This window comes from Alteromonas sp. ABH4_453 (genome assembly GCF_056160665.1).
Window position 1 is genome coordinate 643,895 of record NZ_JBSWXP010000001.1, and the last position, 15,779, is coordinate 659,673.

A 15,779-nucleotide genomic window follows, 5' to 3' on the forward strand; every position below is an offset into this window, starting at 1 on the left:
TAACCAAAACCACATTAATTAGGTAACGACACGTGCACAACATGACGCGACACATTTGCTTAATTTCGCTATTACTAAGTAGCGGCAACGGCTTAGAGCCTGTGCAAGCGGAAATGCTGAGCCAAGAAAGTACCCAGCAAGAAGCACAAGAAAGCGAAACCGAACAAAGCGGCAATGCAACATCAGCTGCAGCTACCTCTCCAATGACAATATACAAAGTGGTTGGAAAAGATGGGTCCGTGACTTACACAGACAAGCCGCAGCAGAACGCAGAACCCCTAGCGTTCGATGTAAAAACACAAAACGTAGTAACCGCGGCAAAGGTTACCCCACCTCCCCCTGTAAAGCCGGCTGCCCCCAAGCCCAACTACCGAGTGGTCATTAAGTCACCTGCACCAGAAGCGACAATTCGCAATAATCTAGGTGAATTCACTATTTCTGCCGCACAACCTGGTGCACCCAAAGCGCCAATCTACCGATTGATCTTTGACGACGCCCCATTAGCTAGCAATAATTCAGGTGTCTTTAAGCTTTCTGGTATCCATCGTGGGGCACACACTTATAAAGTTGAACTGACTAACAATACGGGCAAGACTCTTGCATCGTCTCCACTACAAACCCTTTACCTGCATCAGGCATCGGCGTTAATTAATAACTAATAGCGTGCAACCATTGTTGTGTATGCGCACCATAGAGGTTCAGTGAACATTTCTTCTTGGTCTCTTTATTCGCGTAACGCATCATTGCAAGCTACAATGCACAATTATAGTGCAAAGGAGACGGGCTCGGATGCATTCCACCGAGTTAGAAACACAACAGCTTATTAATAGCCTTAATACCGCATTGGTAATGGTAGACAATAAACTTTCAATTGTTTATGCCAACCATGCGGGAGAAGCTTTGTTTGAGACTGGGCTGAAACAACTTATCGGACACCCACTCCAAGACTTTTTCTTGCCGGGCACAATAGAAACTACCCGCCTTAAGGCCGCCATTAGAAAAGGTGAGGATTTTACCGAAAACGAAATTAAGTTGGCATTTAGAGATAACCGCTATGTATCCGCCGATTTGACCGTCACAAACTTACACTTTGAAGATGGTCCAAGGTTATTGTTTGAAGTAAAAAAAATTGACCAGCAAAAGCGTATTTCTCGAGAGAATTTACAAAACGCTCAGCATTATGCGGCACGAGAGTTAGTGAGAGGTCTAGCTCACGAAATAAAAAACCCGCTAGGCGGTATAAGGGGTGCAGCACAACTATTAGAAAAAGAGCTGACTGAAGAGCATAAAGAGTTCACGCGCATGATCATTGAGCAATCTGATCGCCTACGAAACTTAGTTGACCGCTTGCTAGGGCCAAATTCATTACCTCGGTTCGAAGAAAGTAACGTGCATCAAGCACTTGAAAAAATACGTAGTTTAATGCGCTTTGACTCTGACAACCCCATAACTATAGTTCGCGACTATGACCCCAGTATTCCTCCGCTCATGCTCGACCCTGACATGATTCAGCAAGCGGTGCTCAACATTGTGCGCAATAGCGTTCAGGCACTAACCGAAAGTCAAACACCTAACCCCGAAATTAGGCTGGTAACGCGCATAGAACGTCAAATGACAATTCAAACAAAGCGTCATGCACTGGTAGCAAAAATTAAGATCATTGATAACGGCCCAGGCATTCCAGCTGAAATTAAAGACACACTTTTCTATCCCATGGTCACGAGCAAGCAAAATGGCTCTGGGCTGGGTTTATCTATTTCACAAACCCTAATAAACCACCACGGCGGCAAAATAGATGTAGACAGCTACCCTGGTCACACTGAGTTCGTAATTTACATTCCAATAGATCGTAAGGAGACAGACGATGACGAATGAGTCTGTGTGGATTGTCGACGATGACAGTTCTATTCGTTGGGTGCTGCAAAAGGCCTTACAAGCAGCTGATATCAGCTGTTTGAGTTTTGAAAACCCTGAAGATTTATTGCTTCAACTTCAAAGCGGTCAAGCCCCTGAAGTCATCATTTCAGATATAAGAATGCCACAAATGGACGGCATGACATTATTGAACGAAGTGCACGCATCGCACCCACTGCTTCCCGTCATCATTATGACAGCGCATTCGGATTTAGACAGCGCAGTTAATGCTTATCAAAAAGGGGCATTTGAATACTTGCCAAAACCTTTTGATATTGACGAAGCGGTAACCTTATCCCAACGTGCGCTTGCTCACGCAAGAGAGCAATCAACCGTTTCAAAAACGCAAGTTGAAGATGTTGTAACAGAGATTATCGGTGAAGCGCCTGCTATGCAGGAAGTTTTCCGTGCCATAGGTAGACTTTCACGTTCTTCAATTAGCGTGCTTATTAACGGGCAATCGGGTACGGGTAAAGAACTGGTGGCGCACGCGCTTCACAGACACAGCCCCAGAGCGAGCAAACCTTTCATCGCGCTTAACATGGCGGCTATCCCGGCTGATCTGGTCGAGTCTGAGCTTTTTGGTCATGAAAAAGGCGCCTTTACTGGTGCACAAGCAGCACGCCAAGGGCGTTTTGAACAAGCTGACGGCGGTACACTTTTCTTAGATGAGATAGGCGATATGCCGTTAGATGTGCAAACCCGCCTTTTACGCGTGCTGGCCGATGGCCAATTTTATCGAGTAGGTGGACATCAGTCGGTAAGCGTTGATGTACGCATTATTGCAGCAACCCACCAAAACCTAGAACAGCGCGTTACTGAAGGTAAATTTAGGGAAGATTTATTTCATCGACTGAATGTTATTCGCGTGCATCTTCCATCGCTGAACGAGCGTCGTGAAGATATTCCATTGTTAACTCGTCACTTCCTTCGCCGAGCTGCCAAAGAGCTTGATGTAGAAGCTAAAAGCATTTCTAAAGAAGCTGAGCGCGTTATGTCTCAACTATCCTGGCCTGGTAACGTTAGACAACTTGAAAACGTATGCAGATGGTTAACCGTTATGGCAAGTGGGCAAGAAGTCTTACCCAGCGATCTGCCACCGGAAATTCATAGCGATAGTAGTATTGAAAAACCCAGTGCCGAATCGGGTGATTGGCCAGATCTACTCGCGAGCTGGACTGACAAACAACTACGCGATGGCCATCATAATATACTCAACGACGCGATGCTGACTTTCGAACGTGTTATGCTCGAGCGTGCACTTCAACACACGCATGGTCATAAGCAAGATGCGGCTAAACGTTTAGGCTGGGGGCGAAATACGCTTACTCGCAAGCTGAAAGAACTCGGCGTTAATTAACGCATAAAATACCCCAAAAGGGCATTTGCGTGCCCTTTTCAATTTCTCCTATTCATCTTCATACACCAATATATCGCCAGGTTGGCACTGTAAGTGGTGACATATTGCTTCTAATGTTGTGAATCGAACGCCTTTAACTTTGCCGCTTTTTAATAGCGACAAATTTGCCTCAGTTATTCCAATTTTTTTTGCCAAATCTTTTGAGCGAATTTTGCGCTTCGCCATCATAACGTCAAGGTTAACAAGAACAGGCATCACACAATCTCTTTGTTTTCTTTATCTAATTCGGCGGCAGCACTAAATAAGTGAACTAGTACAGGTAAGCACAACACAATAATTAACGTCATGGGGTTAAGACTTATATCGATTGAACTATTGGGCACCACTAGGTAAGTGGCCATAGGCGTTACTATCATTTTATAACAGACATAAAAAACCGTAATCCAAGATACGTATTTCAAGTAACGCAACGAGGCTTTTGCATAAAAAAGCCCTCTGCTTAGTGCAAGTAAAAGGCGCTGAAGAAAATAGAATCCAAGCAACCAGCAACCAACCAAAGGAAAGAAAATTACTGCTAATAAGAAATGTGATCCTTTGTACTGAAGCCACAAGCCGTCAAATTGGTTGTCTCCAAAGGTCACCCACCACTGTCCTTGTGATACGAAGCCGTAAATGGCAATACTTAAAAAAATGCCTACAACAGCAAACAGCATCATTCGAGTAAAGTGACTAACCCGTTTTAATTCTTCAATAGATTGCATAGCGCGCTCCTCTTGTCCTTTTTAAAGCAGTGTACGTCACAGCTATCCATAACGCCAAAAAACCTCGTAAGACAGAAATGTTTTATTACAAAACACACAATAATTATTGCAAAACAATAATTAATTTCTTTTACACTTAATAAAAACAACGAGGCAATTATTATGATAAATAACATTAGTAAAACTTCACGTATTTGCTGTAAATGCAGTTCTCTGCGTTGGGTAGTTATTACAACTGTGCTTATTGGTCTGTCAGGATGTCGCATTTGGGATATGGCTGCTTTCCAGTGGAAAAATGAGAACGCGAAAATCGCTTGGCAAAGCGAAGACAAAAACGCTGGCAAAGAATTTTTAGATGAAGCCATTACTCGGACCGTGGTGCCTTTCACTATGCTCAATGACCACATTTTGGTGAATGTGACTGTTAATGAAACCACGCCTTTGACTTTTGTACTAGACTCGGGCGCAGCTGCCACAGTCATTACGGAAACTAATAAAACCAACGCACTTAAGTTACCTACAAACAAGCCAATTAAGATAGGGGGAGCTGGAAATGGAAAGGCGCCAACCGCTTACATTGTGCATGATACCCATATTCAATTAGGTGGTTTTTCTATCTCCGGTTTATCGGTAATTTACGCACCAACATCTGCGATGCCGTTTCGCAGTGTAGATGAAACCTATTTCGACGGTGTACTTGGCGCTGATTTTTTTAATTGTTGTCTTGTAGAGATAAACCAGGACGCTAAGGTACTGATAATTACCAAACCAGATGATAGCAGCAGAGCGCATTATGGCACTGAACAGTGGCAGGAAATTGCGATGACCGTAAAGAGCGATACGCCCTACTTCACCACAACACTTCACGATGGAAAGAGCTTAAAAACGGTAAAACTCATGCTGGATACCGGTTCGACAGGAACATTAAGCTTATTCGCTCAAAATGAACGTTTTGCGTTGCCAGATAAAACCTTTGCAGCAACTAGCACTGGAATTCAAGGAGATTCAGCCAACCTCGTGGGATCACTTTCTCACTTATCATTTGGCGACCTCACGTTTGAGCATCTGCCAACATACTTCAGGTTTGAGGGGAGTAATTCGCAGGACGGAAGCGACGGGGTACTTGGCAATCAAGTTTTAAAACGTTTTAACACTGTGTTTGATTTCTCTGAAGAGCGCATGTGGTATCAACCCAGCAAGCAATTTAGTTCCTTTATTGGCGCAGATCGTTCTGGACTTCGCCTGCTCCCTCATTCCCAAGGTGCCATTGTCTTAGGCGTTGCTGAAGATACCGGGGCTTATGTTGCCAAAATTTCAATCAACAGTATCATCACAGAATTTGAGGGAGAACCAGTTACCTATGCAAACTTCGATAAACTAAAGATGGCGCTGAGTCACCCCAAAAGAGAAACAGTGCCACTTTGTTGGGAATTTACAAACCAGAAGTTCTGCAACGAAATACAGCTTGATTCGAGAATTTGATTTGGCAGCAATTGAAGACAGCCAACTAGTCAATTGGCACCTAATTCAAATAATAGCTAATTTAGAAAACAAACAAAGGGCAGTGCTTACTGCCCTTTCGTCAGCAAAGCTGTCATCGCCTGATTAAACAGCCTCACCCACTTCATACTGAACTGGCCTTTGGCACTGCGGTTGATCTCTATTACCGCTTCTTTTTTGGAAAGCACATTATCTTCATTGTGCGCTCTGGGGTGCGTCATTGCATCGTAGGTATCGACAATGGCAAGTAGCTTCGCGCCTTCACAGATATCGTCTTCTTTTATGCCTAGCGGATAACCGGTTCCATCGGTGCGCTCGTGATGCTGCATCACTATTTTACGCGCCATGTCCCATTGGTCCAGGTGCTCTAACAAACGGGCGCTTTTGTAAACATGAGATCGCATCAGATTAAACTCGATATCAGTCAATTCATCGCCTTTATGCAGCAGCTTTAAAGGCATAAACGCCATGCCAAAGTCATGAACATAACTGGCTACCGCCAGTTGGTCTTCGTCTATCGGATTTTCAGCAACGTCGTTGATATACATAGCTAACTTAGCAATACGATCGCCCCTTCCTCCCCAATAGTTAGAGCGACGTTCAATGGTTTGCATTAGGTCACGGAAAAATAAAATATCTTGTTTCTTTTCACTGCTAATGTCTTTTGGTATACCCGTTGCTGCTAATGTAGGTGGTTTTATCTGCACGTTTTCCGGGTCGCCGCTGTCAGCAACAATGTCTAACGCTGGATTTAACAGTAACACAGCTTCAGTGAGGCGCTTTTCGTGCTCAGCCGTGTTCTCTGGTGTAACACGACCAATTGCTAACACCAGTTGGTTGTGGAGGTTATCATCATACTCAGCCTTACAGTCAGCCATCACAGCCTCAACAAAGGCTTTGACCCTGTCCATAGTAAGTAGCACCAAGTCGCTCATGGTACTGGTATACGCTACCTGTCCCTTCCGCAAGTAATCGAGTAAATCTTCGACATGCTGTAAAAGGGGTATCATCGGCGAGAAATTTACTAAGCCTAAATCGCCCTTAATAGTGTGGATTGAACGAAACAGAGCACGCTGTAACTCGTTATCTTCTGGACGAAGCTCTAACTCAATCAAGGTTTGTTCGCTTGATTCGTAGAGTTCGTTTATTTCCTCCATAAGGTCAGCAAGAATATCTTCTTCTAGGTCGTCTGGAGTAAATGTCTGCATGTAATGAATACCGAGTTAAATTCGATTAGCCTTGTATTATTGTAATTCGGTATCGGCAAAATTTCCTCATACTAAAGGTGATAAAAGAGGAACTTTCGCGAGTAATGCACTTTGTAAGTCTTAATGCTGTAAAAACTCATCAGACAAGTGTACGCTGAAACTTCATCTATACTGCGCGCGTCAATTGTTTCTAGGAGTTGTTTTGATCGCTTTATTTCGCATACCGGCACTGTTTATCGCCTTTTTATTAATCAACATTATTTTGCTGATCATTTGTATCGTGCGCCCTTTTCACAAGGATAACGTGCATGCTGCCGGTAGTTTGTATTCTCTTATGGCTAAAATAGTGGGCCTCAAAATTGTCATACAAAGAGACCCCGCTGTAAAAACGAGCGAGCCTTATGTTTTCATCGCTAATCACCAAAACAGCTTTGACGTCATTACAATTTGTAAAGCTGCCCTTCCTGGCGTGGTTACTATTGGTAAAAAGAGTTTGAAGTGGATCCCTATCTTTGGCCAAATTTATTGGCTATCTGGGAATATCATGATCGATAGAAAAAATTCAGGGAAAGCGCGCAATACCTTGGATATTGCTGCCAACCGTATCGCTAAGAAGAAAACATCTGTTTGGCTATTTCCTGAAGGCACCAGAAGTTACGGTAGAGGTATACTACCTTTTAAACAAGGCGCATTTCGGTTAGCTAAAACCACCAATGAGCCGATTGTTATGGTAACGGCCAGTAACCTACACAACAAAGTAAAGTGGAATCGTTGGAACAACGGGATTGTGCTTATTGATATTTCTGCGCCTGAACCGTTAACAGAAGAGCATTCAATCAAAGAGTGGATGGCGCATTTTAACGATGAAATGAAACAAAAGTTTGATGCGCTTAATACACAGGTCGATGAACTGGAAAAAAGCAGGTAAACTTGCGCCTAAATTGCTAATGAGTGTTTATTATGACCCAGTTCGATGAAAGAGAAGAGTGGTACGAGTTTAACCAAGAAACTATTGATGCCCTTCTAGAAGATGGCAGTCAAGCCGATGCCGACTACACCATTGAGCACCACTTCGCCAGCACTGACTTCGACGTGCTAGAAAAGGCGGCTGTTGATGCATTTAAAGCTGGTTTTGAAGTGACTGACGCCGAAGAGCTAATCCTTGACGACGGCGAAACCATTTTTTGCTTCGACGCCGTGGTAGAAAGAAAGCTAGATATTGAAAAGCTTAATGCTGATTCAGACACTTTGCTGAAAATTGCCGACAAACACGATGTAACCTACGATGGATGGGGTACGTACTTCGAACCGCGCGAGGAAGGTGAATACGAAGAAGAGGACTATCACTTCGACGACTAAGCCTTATTGCCTATTTCACAAGCTGAGGAGCCATTAAGTTACTCTTCAGCTTTTGTTCATCTTTTTTGATTAACAATGACCCTGTCATTATCGATTGGAAAAGGATGGACAGATGAAAAACTTAGTACTAGCACTTATTGCATACTCTGCTATCGCCACATTACAGCTTGCGTTTGTATCAAATGTACATGCAAGTTCTGACAGTAAGTCAGAAGATAAACAGGTTACCTCGACCGAATTCCGCTACGACCAACCCTTTGTAGCCGCTGAATCACTTTTGCCCAAAACAACAGACGTTCTGTCTAATGACAATGTGTTTGAGCAATCTACTGATGACACTGCCGCACAACAAAATACACTTAGTAAAGCCAATAAACATCAACAACATTTGGGTGTAAACAAGTCATCCAGCGACATTGTAGTAAGCAGCGTTAATGAATTCTGGATTTATGAAAGCTGGGTAACGTTAGAGCAAGATATTGATTACGATGGTTACCACTCTACGTTTTCAATTGAATTTGATGCCGACACCATTTTTACTCGGGCACCGGTATACGCTGTATTGTATTTAGGAAAAGACGGTGTTTACGACGCTATACATGTTTCTTCGGAGTTCTATATTTATTCAGAAGATTCAACCGATACCTTCACCATCGAAAGCTCATTGGTATCGGGTTTCCCTTCTGGCGAATACGACATACTGCTAGAACTTTACGATGCAGATACTGAAGAGCTAGTAGCTTTTACCGATGCTTATGACGACAGCGCACTTGCCTATCTTCCTCTTGAAAGTGAAAACAACGAGTACGTTGTAGAAGATACGGTGGTAATAGTAGAAGAACACGGCGGAGCCTGGTCGCTACTTCCATTGTTTTTACTAGGAGGGATTGTGTTTGTGAGACGCTCTCGCCAGAGCATTATTTAATTACTGATTGACGTGAAGCCTCTCGAAAAGATAACTGATGATTTGTACGTTCAGCATCAGTTATCTTTTGCTCCAATCTCTACTTCTTCAACTTCCACCACCGTTTTTTCAACAAGCTTGACCCTGCCTTGCTTAATAAGCGCTTGTCTTAATACATACTCAATTTGTGCATTAACACTACGTAAATCATCAGCGGCCCACCTTTCCATAGCGGCAAGTACATTTTCATTTATCCGGAGAGGATACGCTTTTTTCTTTGCCAAAATAAAAACCTTATGTGCCGCTTTAAGTGGCTACGGCACCATAATTAGAAACTAAACTCTATTAGTAAATTGTACCTGTATTAATAACAGGCTGCGTTGATTTGTCACCGCACAGTACAACCAGGAGATTGCTGATCATGGTCGCTTTGCGTTCTTCATCTAACTCTACGACACCTTTTTCATTTAGTCGTTGAAGCGCCATTTCAACTGTTCCTACAGCACCGTCAACAATTTGCTTACGCGCCGCAACAATAGCTGAGGCTTGTTGACGCTGTAGCATCGCACTGGCAATTTCTTGGGCGTAAGCAAGGTGACTAATACGAGATTCCAAAATGGTGATCCCTGCTTTCGCTAAACGCGCCTGTATTTCTTCTTGTAACCGTTCTGAGATTTCTATTGGATGGCTGCGAAGCGCCACTTCAGCTTGCTCATCATCACGAGGATCATAAGGAAAACTACTTGCCATATTACGAATAGCAGATTCACTTTGAATGCGAACAAAGCTTTCATAATCGTCTACGTCAAATACGGCTTCTGCAGTATCTGTGACTTTCCACACAACAATTGACGCAATTTCAATCGGGTTCCCTTGGTTGTCATTCACTTTAATTTTGGCGCTTTCAAAATTTCTTATGCGAAGTGAGATATTGGTTCGGCGAAACAATGGAATGGTCCAGCGCAAACCTACATTAGAAACGGTACCAACATAGCTACCAAAAAAAGTCATCACCTTTGCTTGATTCGGCTGCACCATAAAATATCCCATCCAGAGTGCACCAACCAGAAGACTTAAAATGATTCCGCCTTCGGGGCTCCCCCCAACGGCATAGAAGAATGCCGCAGCCTGTGCAACTAATAAAACACAGATCATCAAATACCCGTTGACTGAGAAACCCTTCTTTTCTTGCATATCGATCACCTTTGATATCATTTTGATATCTTAATAATAAAAGCAAAGCCATTTTTTGCCACCGATGAAGTGTTACCAGATATGTCAAAACCACTGTTGCATTAAACTATTTTTAAACATTTCTTGGTAAGTCTATGAAATAGATGCCAGAATGTTATCAAGGAAATTTCTTATACGGACTTTCATAATGCCTACTAAACCTTGTAAGACCAAAAATTCTTCTGTGGCACGTCGCACCTTACTCAAAGGCGGGCTAGCATTTGGGTTGACAGCAGGCATTACTCCTTTCGCTATCGGTAAAGCAAAGCCCACGCTGCGTGTTATGGGTACTCACGTAACATTGCAGGAAGCTATCCGACAGCGCGCTATCGAAGACTTAGGTATCAACATAGCGTTTGATCCTGGCGGCAGTGCCACTGTGCTGCAAAAAGCATCCATGAACCCTCAGTCGTTCGATTTATACGAGCAGTGGTCAAACAGCATAAACGTACTGTGGCGCGCAAAGGCTATTCAGCCTATACAGAAAAAGCGTCTTCACTATTGGGAAGAGATAAATAACTTAAGCAAAACCGGTAAGCTTACTGAAAGTGCGCGTATGGGTGCCGGCGACGCGCCACACAAAATTCTTAATGTGCAAGAAGACGCCTCTTTAGGTGAAAAGCACACTGATGCCATCAGCTTTTTACCCTACGTACATAACGTGGATTCATTTGGTTATGACAGGTCAAAGCTACCGACCGAACTGCAGGGGCAAGAAGAAAGTTGGGGCTGGCTGCTAGATCGTCACTTTTCTGGAAAAGTCGGCATTGTAAATGACCCTACCATCGGATTATTCGATTTAGCATTAGCCGCGCAAGCGAAAGGTTTCATCACTTTCAAAGATATTGGTGCTATCACCGAATACGAGCTAGACGACCTGTTTAACCTGCTTATAGAGTTAAATCAGTTGAATCACTTTAGCGGTTTTTGGACATCGGTTCCTGAATCCGTTGAATTTATGAAAAGTGGTCGTGTGGCTGTTGAAAGCATGTTCTCGCCAGCGGTCTCCGCACTAAATGGTCAAAATATACCCGTCACTTTCGCTGCTCCAAAAGAAGGATACCGAGGATGGCACGGGGTAATGTGCCTTTCTTCTGCTACCCAAGGCAGAATGAAAGATGTAGCCTATGAATATATGAACTGGTGGCTGTCGGGTTGGCCGGGTGCATTCATAGCAAGACAGGGGTATTACATTTCGAACCCCCAACGTTCTGCCGAATATTTATCGAAGGCTGAATGGGACTACTGGTATAAGGGTAAAGTTGCTTCTGAACCACTAAAAGGCACTGATGGCAAAGTGAGTGTACAAAAAGGCGCACAACGGACTGGTGGCAGTTACGAAGAACGATTTAGTAATGTTGCAGTTTGGAACACGGTTATGCCAAGCTATGAATATAGCTTACAAAAATGGTACGAATTTATCACTGCATGACACCGTGTAGTACCGCTTCTTAAATGGAATAAGGTTCCTTCAGCTTATATGTTATCGTCAATCCGAGTACAACTTATAACAGTTTTAGTTGCGTTAATTGCACTAATACTTGCTCAGGGCTTTGTGGCGCGAAAAAACCAAGAGGTTTTAAATAAAGGCGTGGCATCTGCTGCTAAAGCCGTCGTTGATGTGGGCATTGTAAAAGAGCTTGAACGGGACGTAGTCGACCTTCAGCGCAATGTCTTAATTTTTAAAGAAAATGCAAGTAAGTCGGCCATTACGCGTTTTAGCCGCCTGATGGTTACCATTAACAGCAAGCTCGATAAACTTGCAGAGGTTAACGAGCATTCCAGTCAAAAAGGCGACAGCAATCAAATTCTCAGTAGAATGAGAGAGCACCTAAACGCTTATCAAGAGAACTTCTCTCAGGTTGTTGAAGCACGCTCAGTAAGAGACAACCTCGTCGTTCAAGGGACTATGTCTGATATCACCTTACTAGAAAGTGAACTCGACAAGGCACTAGCGAAAGGAGATGTTTCAGCGACTTTTGTAGAAGACGCAAAGATCATTCTAATTCAAACAGAAAATGCGATGTTAAAATACCTGATGAAGCCTGATATGAAATTCATCAAGACATTCAATGACTCTCTTGACGCTCTAATGCTCATTTCCTTCTCGGCCAATGCTGACTTGCAGCAGCGTGTGGAGCGAGTTATGGACAGAATAAAAAACGACTTTTTTAAGCTTACTCAAATAACGCAAGGCAATCTTTTTCTGGTTAATGTAGTAATGGCAGGCTCTGCTAATGAGTTTCTTTATTTAAGTGGAGAATTAGCAAAAAAAGTTAGTACTCACTCAGAGATTATTACACAGCGCACTTACCAAATAGCAGAGAATACACAGCGTAATGGAGAGCTTTTTTCTTTATTTGCGATTTTGCTTGCTTTAGCAGCTGCGCTGTTTTCAATATTTCGTATCCTTGGCCCAATCCGCTCTATTACCGAAGTTTTCAATAAGCTCGCTGAAGGCGTACAAATCTCTAATATTCCGGGCAGCAGTCGAAAAGACGAAATTGGAAAGCTAGCAAGAGCCGCTCTTGTATTTAGTGATAAAAACCGTGAAACGGAAAAGCTATTAAATGAAGCGAGATCGATGAACTCTCAGCTAGAAAGCTTGAACAAGGTCATCACCGAATCTAAAGTAAAAGCCGAGCAGGCTACCGCATCTAAAAGCATGTTTTTAGCGAACATGAGCCATGAAATTCGTACCCCCATGAATGGTATCATTGGCCTGATAGAACTAGCACAACAGCAAGAACTATCACCAATAGTACGAGGATATCTTGATAAAGCTTCATATTCTGGGCAAATATTACTGAGCGTAATTAACGACATTCTGGACTTTTCCAAGATTGAAGCAGGTGAACTAAAGATAGAAGAGGTTAGCTTTTCACTGCACTCGCTATTTGACAACCTCATCGCCGTAATAGCGCTGCGAGCAAAAGAGAAAAATCTATCTGTTCATTTTACGGTTAACCCTAGAATACCACCTCAGGTTATAGGCGACCCGTTGCGTATTGCTCAAATTATTATGAACATTGGCAACAACGCCGTGAAATTTACCGAGCAAGGGCGTATAGATATAGAGTTTGACGGTAACTTGAATGAAAAAGGTAACCTACTAAACCTCATCATGCGAATTGCCGACTCAGGTATAGGCATGAGCCCAGCACAGCTCGATAAAATATTTAAGCCTTTTACACAGGCTGATGGCTCAACTAACCGCAAATACGGCGGTACTGGCCTTGGCCTTGCCATTGTCAGCCAGCTTACTGAACTTATGAATGGACGCCTTGATGCAACCTCGACTATGGGGAAAGGCAGTAGATTCGAGGTTGAACTTCCTCTTAAAGCATTTAAGAATCAGCCAGGGGTATTACAAAACTCTCCACAGTTGCCTACTAATAGCCTTTACGTAACTGAATCGCCGTTACTCCCAGAAGCCTATTGCTCTCAAATTCAGCTTTCGACAGCATCAAGCATGTCAATTGAAAATGCTAAAGATGCTGCTACTCTCCCTGATCATATTGTTGTCGATGTTCATGAATTTAGCTCGTTTAGGAAAAATATTAGCTGGCTGAACAGTCTTTTAGAAAGCGGAAAGTCTGTAGGCTTAGTGATGGAGAGCGCTGGCAGTGCCCTGCAGTCTAAATATGATTCGCTGTGGAAAGGCCCTTTAATTATGCATCCTTTCACCCCCGCCCAATTTGAACGTTTTGTACACCAAATAATCTCAAAAGATGCTAATTATCAAAGTAAAGAATATAACGAGGAACCCGAGAGCTTAAAACTTGAAGGGCACATATTGCTTGTAGAGGACAATAATATAAACCAACTCGTTACCGGTGAAATTCTAACAAACCTAGGACTTACGTTTGATATCGCTGAAGATGGTAAGCAAGCAGTACAAAAAATAGAAAACGCTCCCCAATACGACCTTATCTTAATGGACGTACAAATGCCCGTTATGGATGGATATGAAGCCACTAAGCTGCTTCGTGAAAAAGGCTTTACAGCCGTACCTATCATTGGCCTGTCAGCCAATGCGATGAAAGAAGATAAACAAAACGCGCTTCAATCGGGAATGAATGATTATTTAACCAAGCCTATAAAGCAGAAGTCACTAATTGCCATAGTAAAAAGCTTTTTAAATTAGCGTTTATAAGCAGCGAACTCTAAATAAATAAATCCTTATATTGCATAAGCTTAGCACCTCTTTTTCAAAAAAACTTTTGCCTCAAGGGTATATAAAAAAATACTTATTTATCCACCACCATACCTTTATCGTTACGTAAATTTTTAATTCAACGCCATTATTAATAATACTTTTGTCTAATTTTGTCGGCGAAAAAATGTCAAGTTCCGTTTTGATTGTGTTGCTCCTGTCGCTTGCTATAAATGCTGCGGTAGGTGGGTATTTTCGCATCTTGGCGAAAAACCAATACGAACCTGTCGCGTTTAACTTTTGGGCCGCATCATGTTTGGTGTATTGCTTAGGGCTAGTCGGCAGCGCGTTCACTATATTCGCGCCAAATATAAACGTGCTCAGCACACTCGCAGGGCTTCTTTATTTAACGGCCAGCTATTTGCTTCTTCATGGCTTTTTAAGTTTCAACATTCAATGTGTGCACTCTACCGTCAAACGCACAGGTAACCGCGTTTTTGTAATAGCTGTTCTCTCTTTGTTCGGAGCGTCTTGGTACCCTGAATTAGTCGAGCCAACAACGTCCTTTTTTATTGCTTTAATGTTTCTATTTTGTTTTCAGAGCTTTCAATCACAGCAATGGAAAACCATTGAAGGTATTTCTGTTCTGATACGAAGCATACTGTTCATTCACTTTATCATAATGGTGATACGGGCGGGGCTTACCACTGGTGTTACCTATTATGGCTTAGTATCTAACTTGCAAGTTTTTATAACGGTTACTGTAGGGCTCCACGTACTACTTTGCCTTGCCACCTCAGCGCTTCTTCCATTTATTATTCTGTCTAAAGAAAAAGGCGAATGGGAAGCTATGGCAAACTTCGACGAGTTAACCGGCGTGTTAGGACGTCGCGCGTTTATTCGCACAGTATTGAAAAAGTTGAAGTCCAAAAGCAAAAGGTCTTTCACTTTATTGGTAATTGACATTGATTTTTTTAAAGCCATTAACGACAACTATGGTCATCCTGAAGGTGACAGAGTGCTGAAAAGCGTGGCACAGTGTCTACAAGCACAGTTACGCGAGAATGACATCGTGGGTCGTATAGGCGGAGAAGAGTTCGGCGTTATTATCTCTCATCGCCATTCTGCCTCCCCTTTCATCGTGGCCGATAGATTGAGAGAATCAGTGTCTTCACTTGTTATATTCAGTGGCTCTGAAGAAATTAAAGTAACCATTAGCGTAGGTATGTCTTCTTCGAGCAACGTCGAAGATACGTGGAAAACACTGTTTAATCGGGCAGATAAAGAACTGTATAACGCAAAAAAAACAGGCCGAAACAGAGTGTCGCCAGTGGTCATGGCAGAAACAACGTTGGTATAGCGAACAAAAAATTCCTAAAAAAAA

General features: G+C 42.8%; 15 protein-coding genes. 10 read left to right on the forward strand and 5 right to left on the reverse strand.

Features of this window, described 5'->3' with window-relative positions; genetic code table 11:
- Positions 1-32 precede the first annotated feature (32 nt).
- From ACXAGV_RS02770 to glnG, 3 genes are all read left to right on the forward strand, one after another.
- Complete coding sequence (locus ACXAGV_RS02770) at positions 33-659, forward strand: DUF4124 domain-containing protein (RefSeq protein WP_474871673.1); 627 nt, start codon at positions 33-35, stop codon at positions 657-659.
- A 130-nt stretch (positions 660-789) separates the two neighbouring features.
- A complete protein-coding gene (gene glnL, locus ACXAGV_RS02775; RefSeq protein ID WP_039219001.1) occupies positions 790-1,875 on the forward strand; it encodes a nitrogen regulation protein NR(II) in 1,086 nt (361 codons plus the stop codon).
- Entirely contained in the window at positions 1,865-3,274 is a 1,410-nt protein-coding gene (gene glnG / locus ACXAGV_RS02780; RefSeq protein ID WP_474871676.1) for a nitrogen regulation protein NR(I), read from the forward strand. Before glnL ends, glnG begins: the two co-directional genes overlap by 11 nt.
- 48 nt (positions 3,275-3,322) lie before the next feature.
- Here glnG and ACXAGV_RS02785 read toward each other — a convergent pair whose 3' ends face one another.
- Entirely contained in the window at positions 3,323-3,529 is a 207-nt protein-coding gene (locus ACXAGV_RS02785; protein WP_474871901.1) for a helix-turn-helix domain-containing protein, read from the reverse strand.
- Positions 3,529-4,035: a hypothetical protein gene (locus ACXAGV_RS02790; RefSeq protein ID WP_474871678.1), complete on the reverse strand. Its 507-nt coding sequence runs from the start codon at positions 4,033-4,035 to the stop codon at positions 3,529-3,531. The genes ACXAGV_RS02785 and ACXAGV_RS02790 overlap by 1 nt, the downstream gene beginning before the upstream one ends.
- A 162-nt stretch (positions 4,036-4,197) precedes the next feature.
- Between ACXAGV_RS02790 and ACXAGV_RS02795 the strand changes: the two genes are divergently transcribed.
- Positions 4,198-5,517, forward strand: coding sequence for an aspartyl protease family protein (locus tag ACXAGV_RS02795; RefSeq protein ID WP_474871680.1), 1,320 nt, complete (start codon positions 4,198-4,200; stop codon positions 5,515-5,517).
- An 86-nt stretch (positions 5,518-5,603) separates the two neighbouring features.
- Here the strand turns inward: ACXAGV_RS02795 and ACXAGV_RS02800 are convergent, their stop codons facing one another.
- Complete coding sequence (locus tag ACXAGV_RS02800) at positions 5,604-6,743, reverse strand: HD-GYP domain-containing protein (protein WP_474871682.1); 1,140 nt, start codon at positions 6,741-6,743, stop codon at positions 5,604-5,606.
- Positions 6,744-6,945: 202 nt separating this feature from the next.
- Between ACXAGV_RS02800 and ACXAGV_RS02805 the strand changes: the two genes are divergently transcribed.
- The 3 genes from ACXAGV_RS02805 to ACXAGV_RS02815 all read left to right on the forward strand — a co-directional run bounded on the left by ACXAGV_RS02805 (position 6,946) and on the right by ACXAGV_RS02815 (position 9,027).
- Positions 6,946-7,671 carry a 1-acylglycerol-3-phosphate O-acyltransferase gene (locus ACXAGV_RS02805; protein WP_474871684.1) on the forward strand — a complete coding sequence of 242 codons (726 nt, stop codon included), beginning with the start codon at positions 6,946-6,948 and terminating at the stop codon, positions 7,669-7,671.
- A gap of 32 nt (positions 7,672-7,703) precedes the next feature.
- Positions 7,704-8,102, forward strand: coding sequence for a ribonuclease E inhibitor RraB (gene rraB / locus ACXAGV_RS02810; RefSeq protein ID WP_474830200.1), 399 nt, complete (start codon positions 7,704-7,706; stop codon positions 8,100-8,102).
- 112 nt (positions 8,103-8,214) lie between these two features.
- Entirely contained in the window at positions 8,215-9,027 is an 813-nt protein-coding gene (locus ACXAGV_RS02815) for a choice-of-anchor H family protein (protein WP_474871686.1), read from the forward strand.
- A 56-nt stretch (positions 9,028-9,083) separates the two neighbouring features.
- Here the strand turns inward: ACXAGV_RS02815 and ACXAGV_RS02820 are convergent, their stop codons facing one another.
- Both ACXAGV_RS02820 and ACXAGV_RS02825 read right to left on the reverse strand, forming a co-directional pair.
- The gene (locus tag ACXAGV_RS02820) at positions 9,084-9,290 is read right to left on the reverse strand and encodes a type II toxin-antitoxin system antitoxin (protein ID WP_474871688.1); all 207 of its coding nucleotides are present in this window, start codon (positions 9,288-9,290) and stop codon (positions 9,084-9,086) included.
- A gap of 61 nt (positions 9,291-9,351) precedes the next feature.
- The gene (locus ACXAGV_RS02825; RefSeq protein WP_039219019.1) at positions 9,352-10,200 is read right to left on the reverse strand and encodes an SPFH domain-containing protein; all 849 of its coding nucleotides are present in this window, start codon (positions 10,198-10,200) and stop codon (positions 9,352-9,354) included.
- 187 nt (positions 10,201-10,387) lie between these two features.
- Between ACXAGV_RS02825 and ACXAGV_RS02830 the strand changes: the two genes are divergently transcribed.
- The 3 genes from ACXAGV_RS02830 to ACXAGV_RS02840 all read left to right on the forward strand — a co-directional run bounded on the left by ACXAGV_RS02830 (position 10,388) and on the right by ACXAGV_RS02840 (position 15,755).
- Positions 10,388-11,671: an ABC transporter substrate-binding protein gene (locus ACXAGV_RS02830; RefSeq protein WP_474871690.1), complete on the forward strand. Its 1,284-nt coding sequence runs from the start codon at positions 10,388-10,390 to the stop codon at positions 11,669-11,671.
- A 48-nt stretch (positions 11,672-11,719) separates the two neighbouring features.
- Positions 11,720-14,386 carry an ATP-binding protein gene (locus tag ACXAGV_RS02835; RefSeq protein WP_474871692.1) on the forward strand — a complete coding sequence of 889 codons (2,667 nt, stop codon included), beginning with the start codon at positions 11,720-11,722 and terminating at the stop codon, positions 14,384-14,386.
- A gap of 196 nt (positions 14,387-14,582) precedes the next feature.
- Entirely contained in the window at positions 14,583-15,755 is a 1,173-nt protein-coding gene (locus ACXAGV_RS02840; protein WP_474871694.1) for a GGDEF domain-containing protein, read from the forward strand.
- Positions 15,756-15,779 lie beyond the last annotated feature (24 nt).

Bases quoted from the DNA above. Each gene is read 5' to 3' on its own strand.
- glnL (WP_039219001.1), top strand. From the start codon at position 790: ATGCATTCCACCGAGTTAGAAACACAACAGCTTATTAATAGCCTTAAT.
- glnG (WP_474871676.1), top strand. From the start codon at position 1,865: ATGACGAATGAGTCTGTGTGGATTGTCGACGATGACAGTTCTATTCGT.
- ACXAGV_RS02785 (WP_474871901.1), bottom strand. From the start codon at position 3,529: ATGCCTGTTCTTGTTAACCTTGACGTTATGATGGCGAAGCGCAAAATT.
- ACXAGV_RS02790 (WP_474871678.1), bottom strand. From the start codon at position 4,035: ATGCAATCTATTGAAGAATTAAAACGGGTTAGTCACTTTACTCGAATG.
- ACXAGV_RS02795 (WP_474871680.1), top strand. From the start codon at position 4,198: ATGATAAATAACATTAGTAAAACTTCACGTATTTGCTGTAAATGCAGT.
- ACXAGV_RS02800 (WP_474871682.1), bottom strand. From the start codon at position 6,743: ATGCAGACATTTACTCCAGACGACCTAGAAGAAGATATTCTTGCTGAC.
- rraB (WP_474830200.1), top strand. From the start codon at position 7,704: ATGACCCAGTTCGATGAAAGAGAAGAGTGGTACGAGTTTAACCAAGAA.
- ACXAGV_RS02815 (WP_474871686.1), top strand. From the start codon at position 8,215: ATGAAAAACTTAGTACTAGCACTTATTGCATACTCTGCTATCGCCACA.
- ACXAGV_RS02825 (WP_039219019.1), bottom strand. From the start codon at position 10,200: ATGCAAGAAAAGAAGGGTTTCTCAGTCAACGGGTATTTGATGATCTGT.
- ACXAGV_RS02830 (WP_474871690.1), top strand. From the start codon at position 10,388: ATGCCTACTAAACCTTGTAAGACCAAAAATTCTTCTGTGGCACGTCGC.
- ACXAGV_RS02835 (WP_474871692.1), top strand. From the start codon at position 11,720: ATGTTATCGTCAATCCGAGTACAACTTATAACAGTTTTAGTTGCGTTA.
- ACXAGV_RS02840 (WP_474871694.1), top strand. From the start codon at position 14,583: ATGTCAAGTTCCGTTTTGATTGTGTTGCTCCTGTCGCTTGCTATAAAT.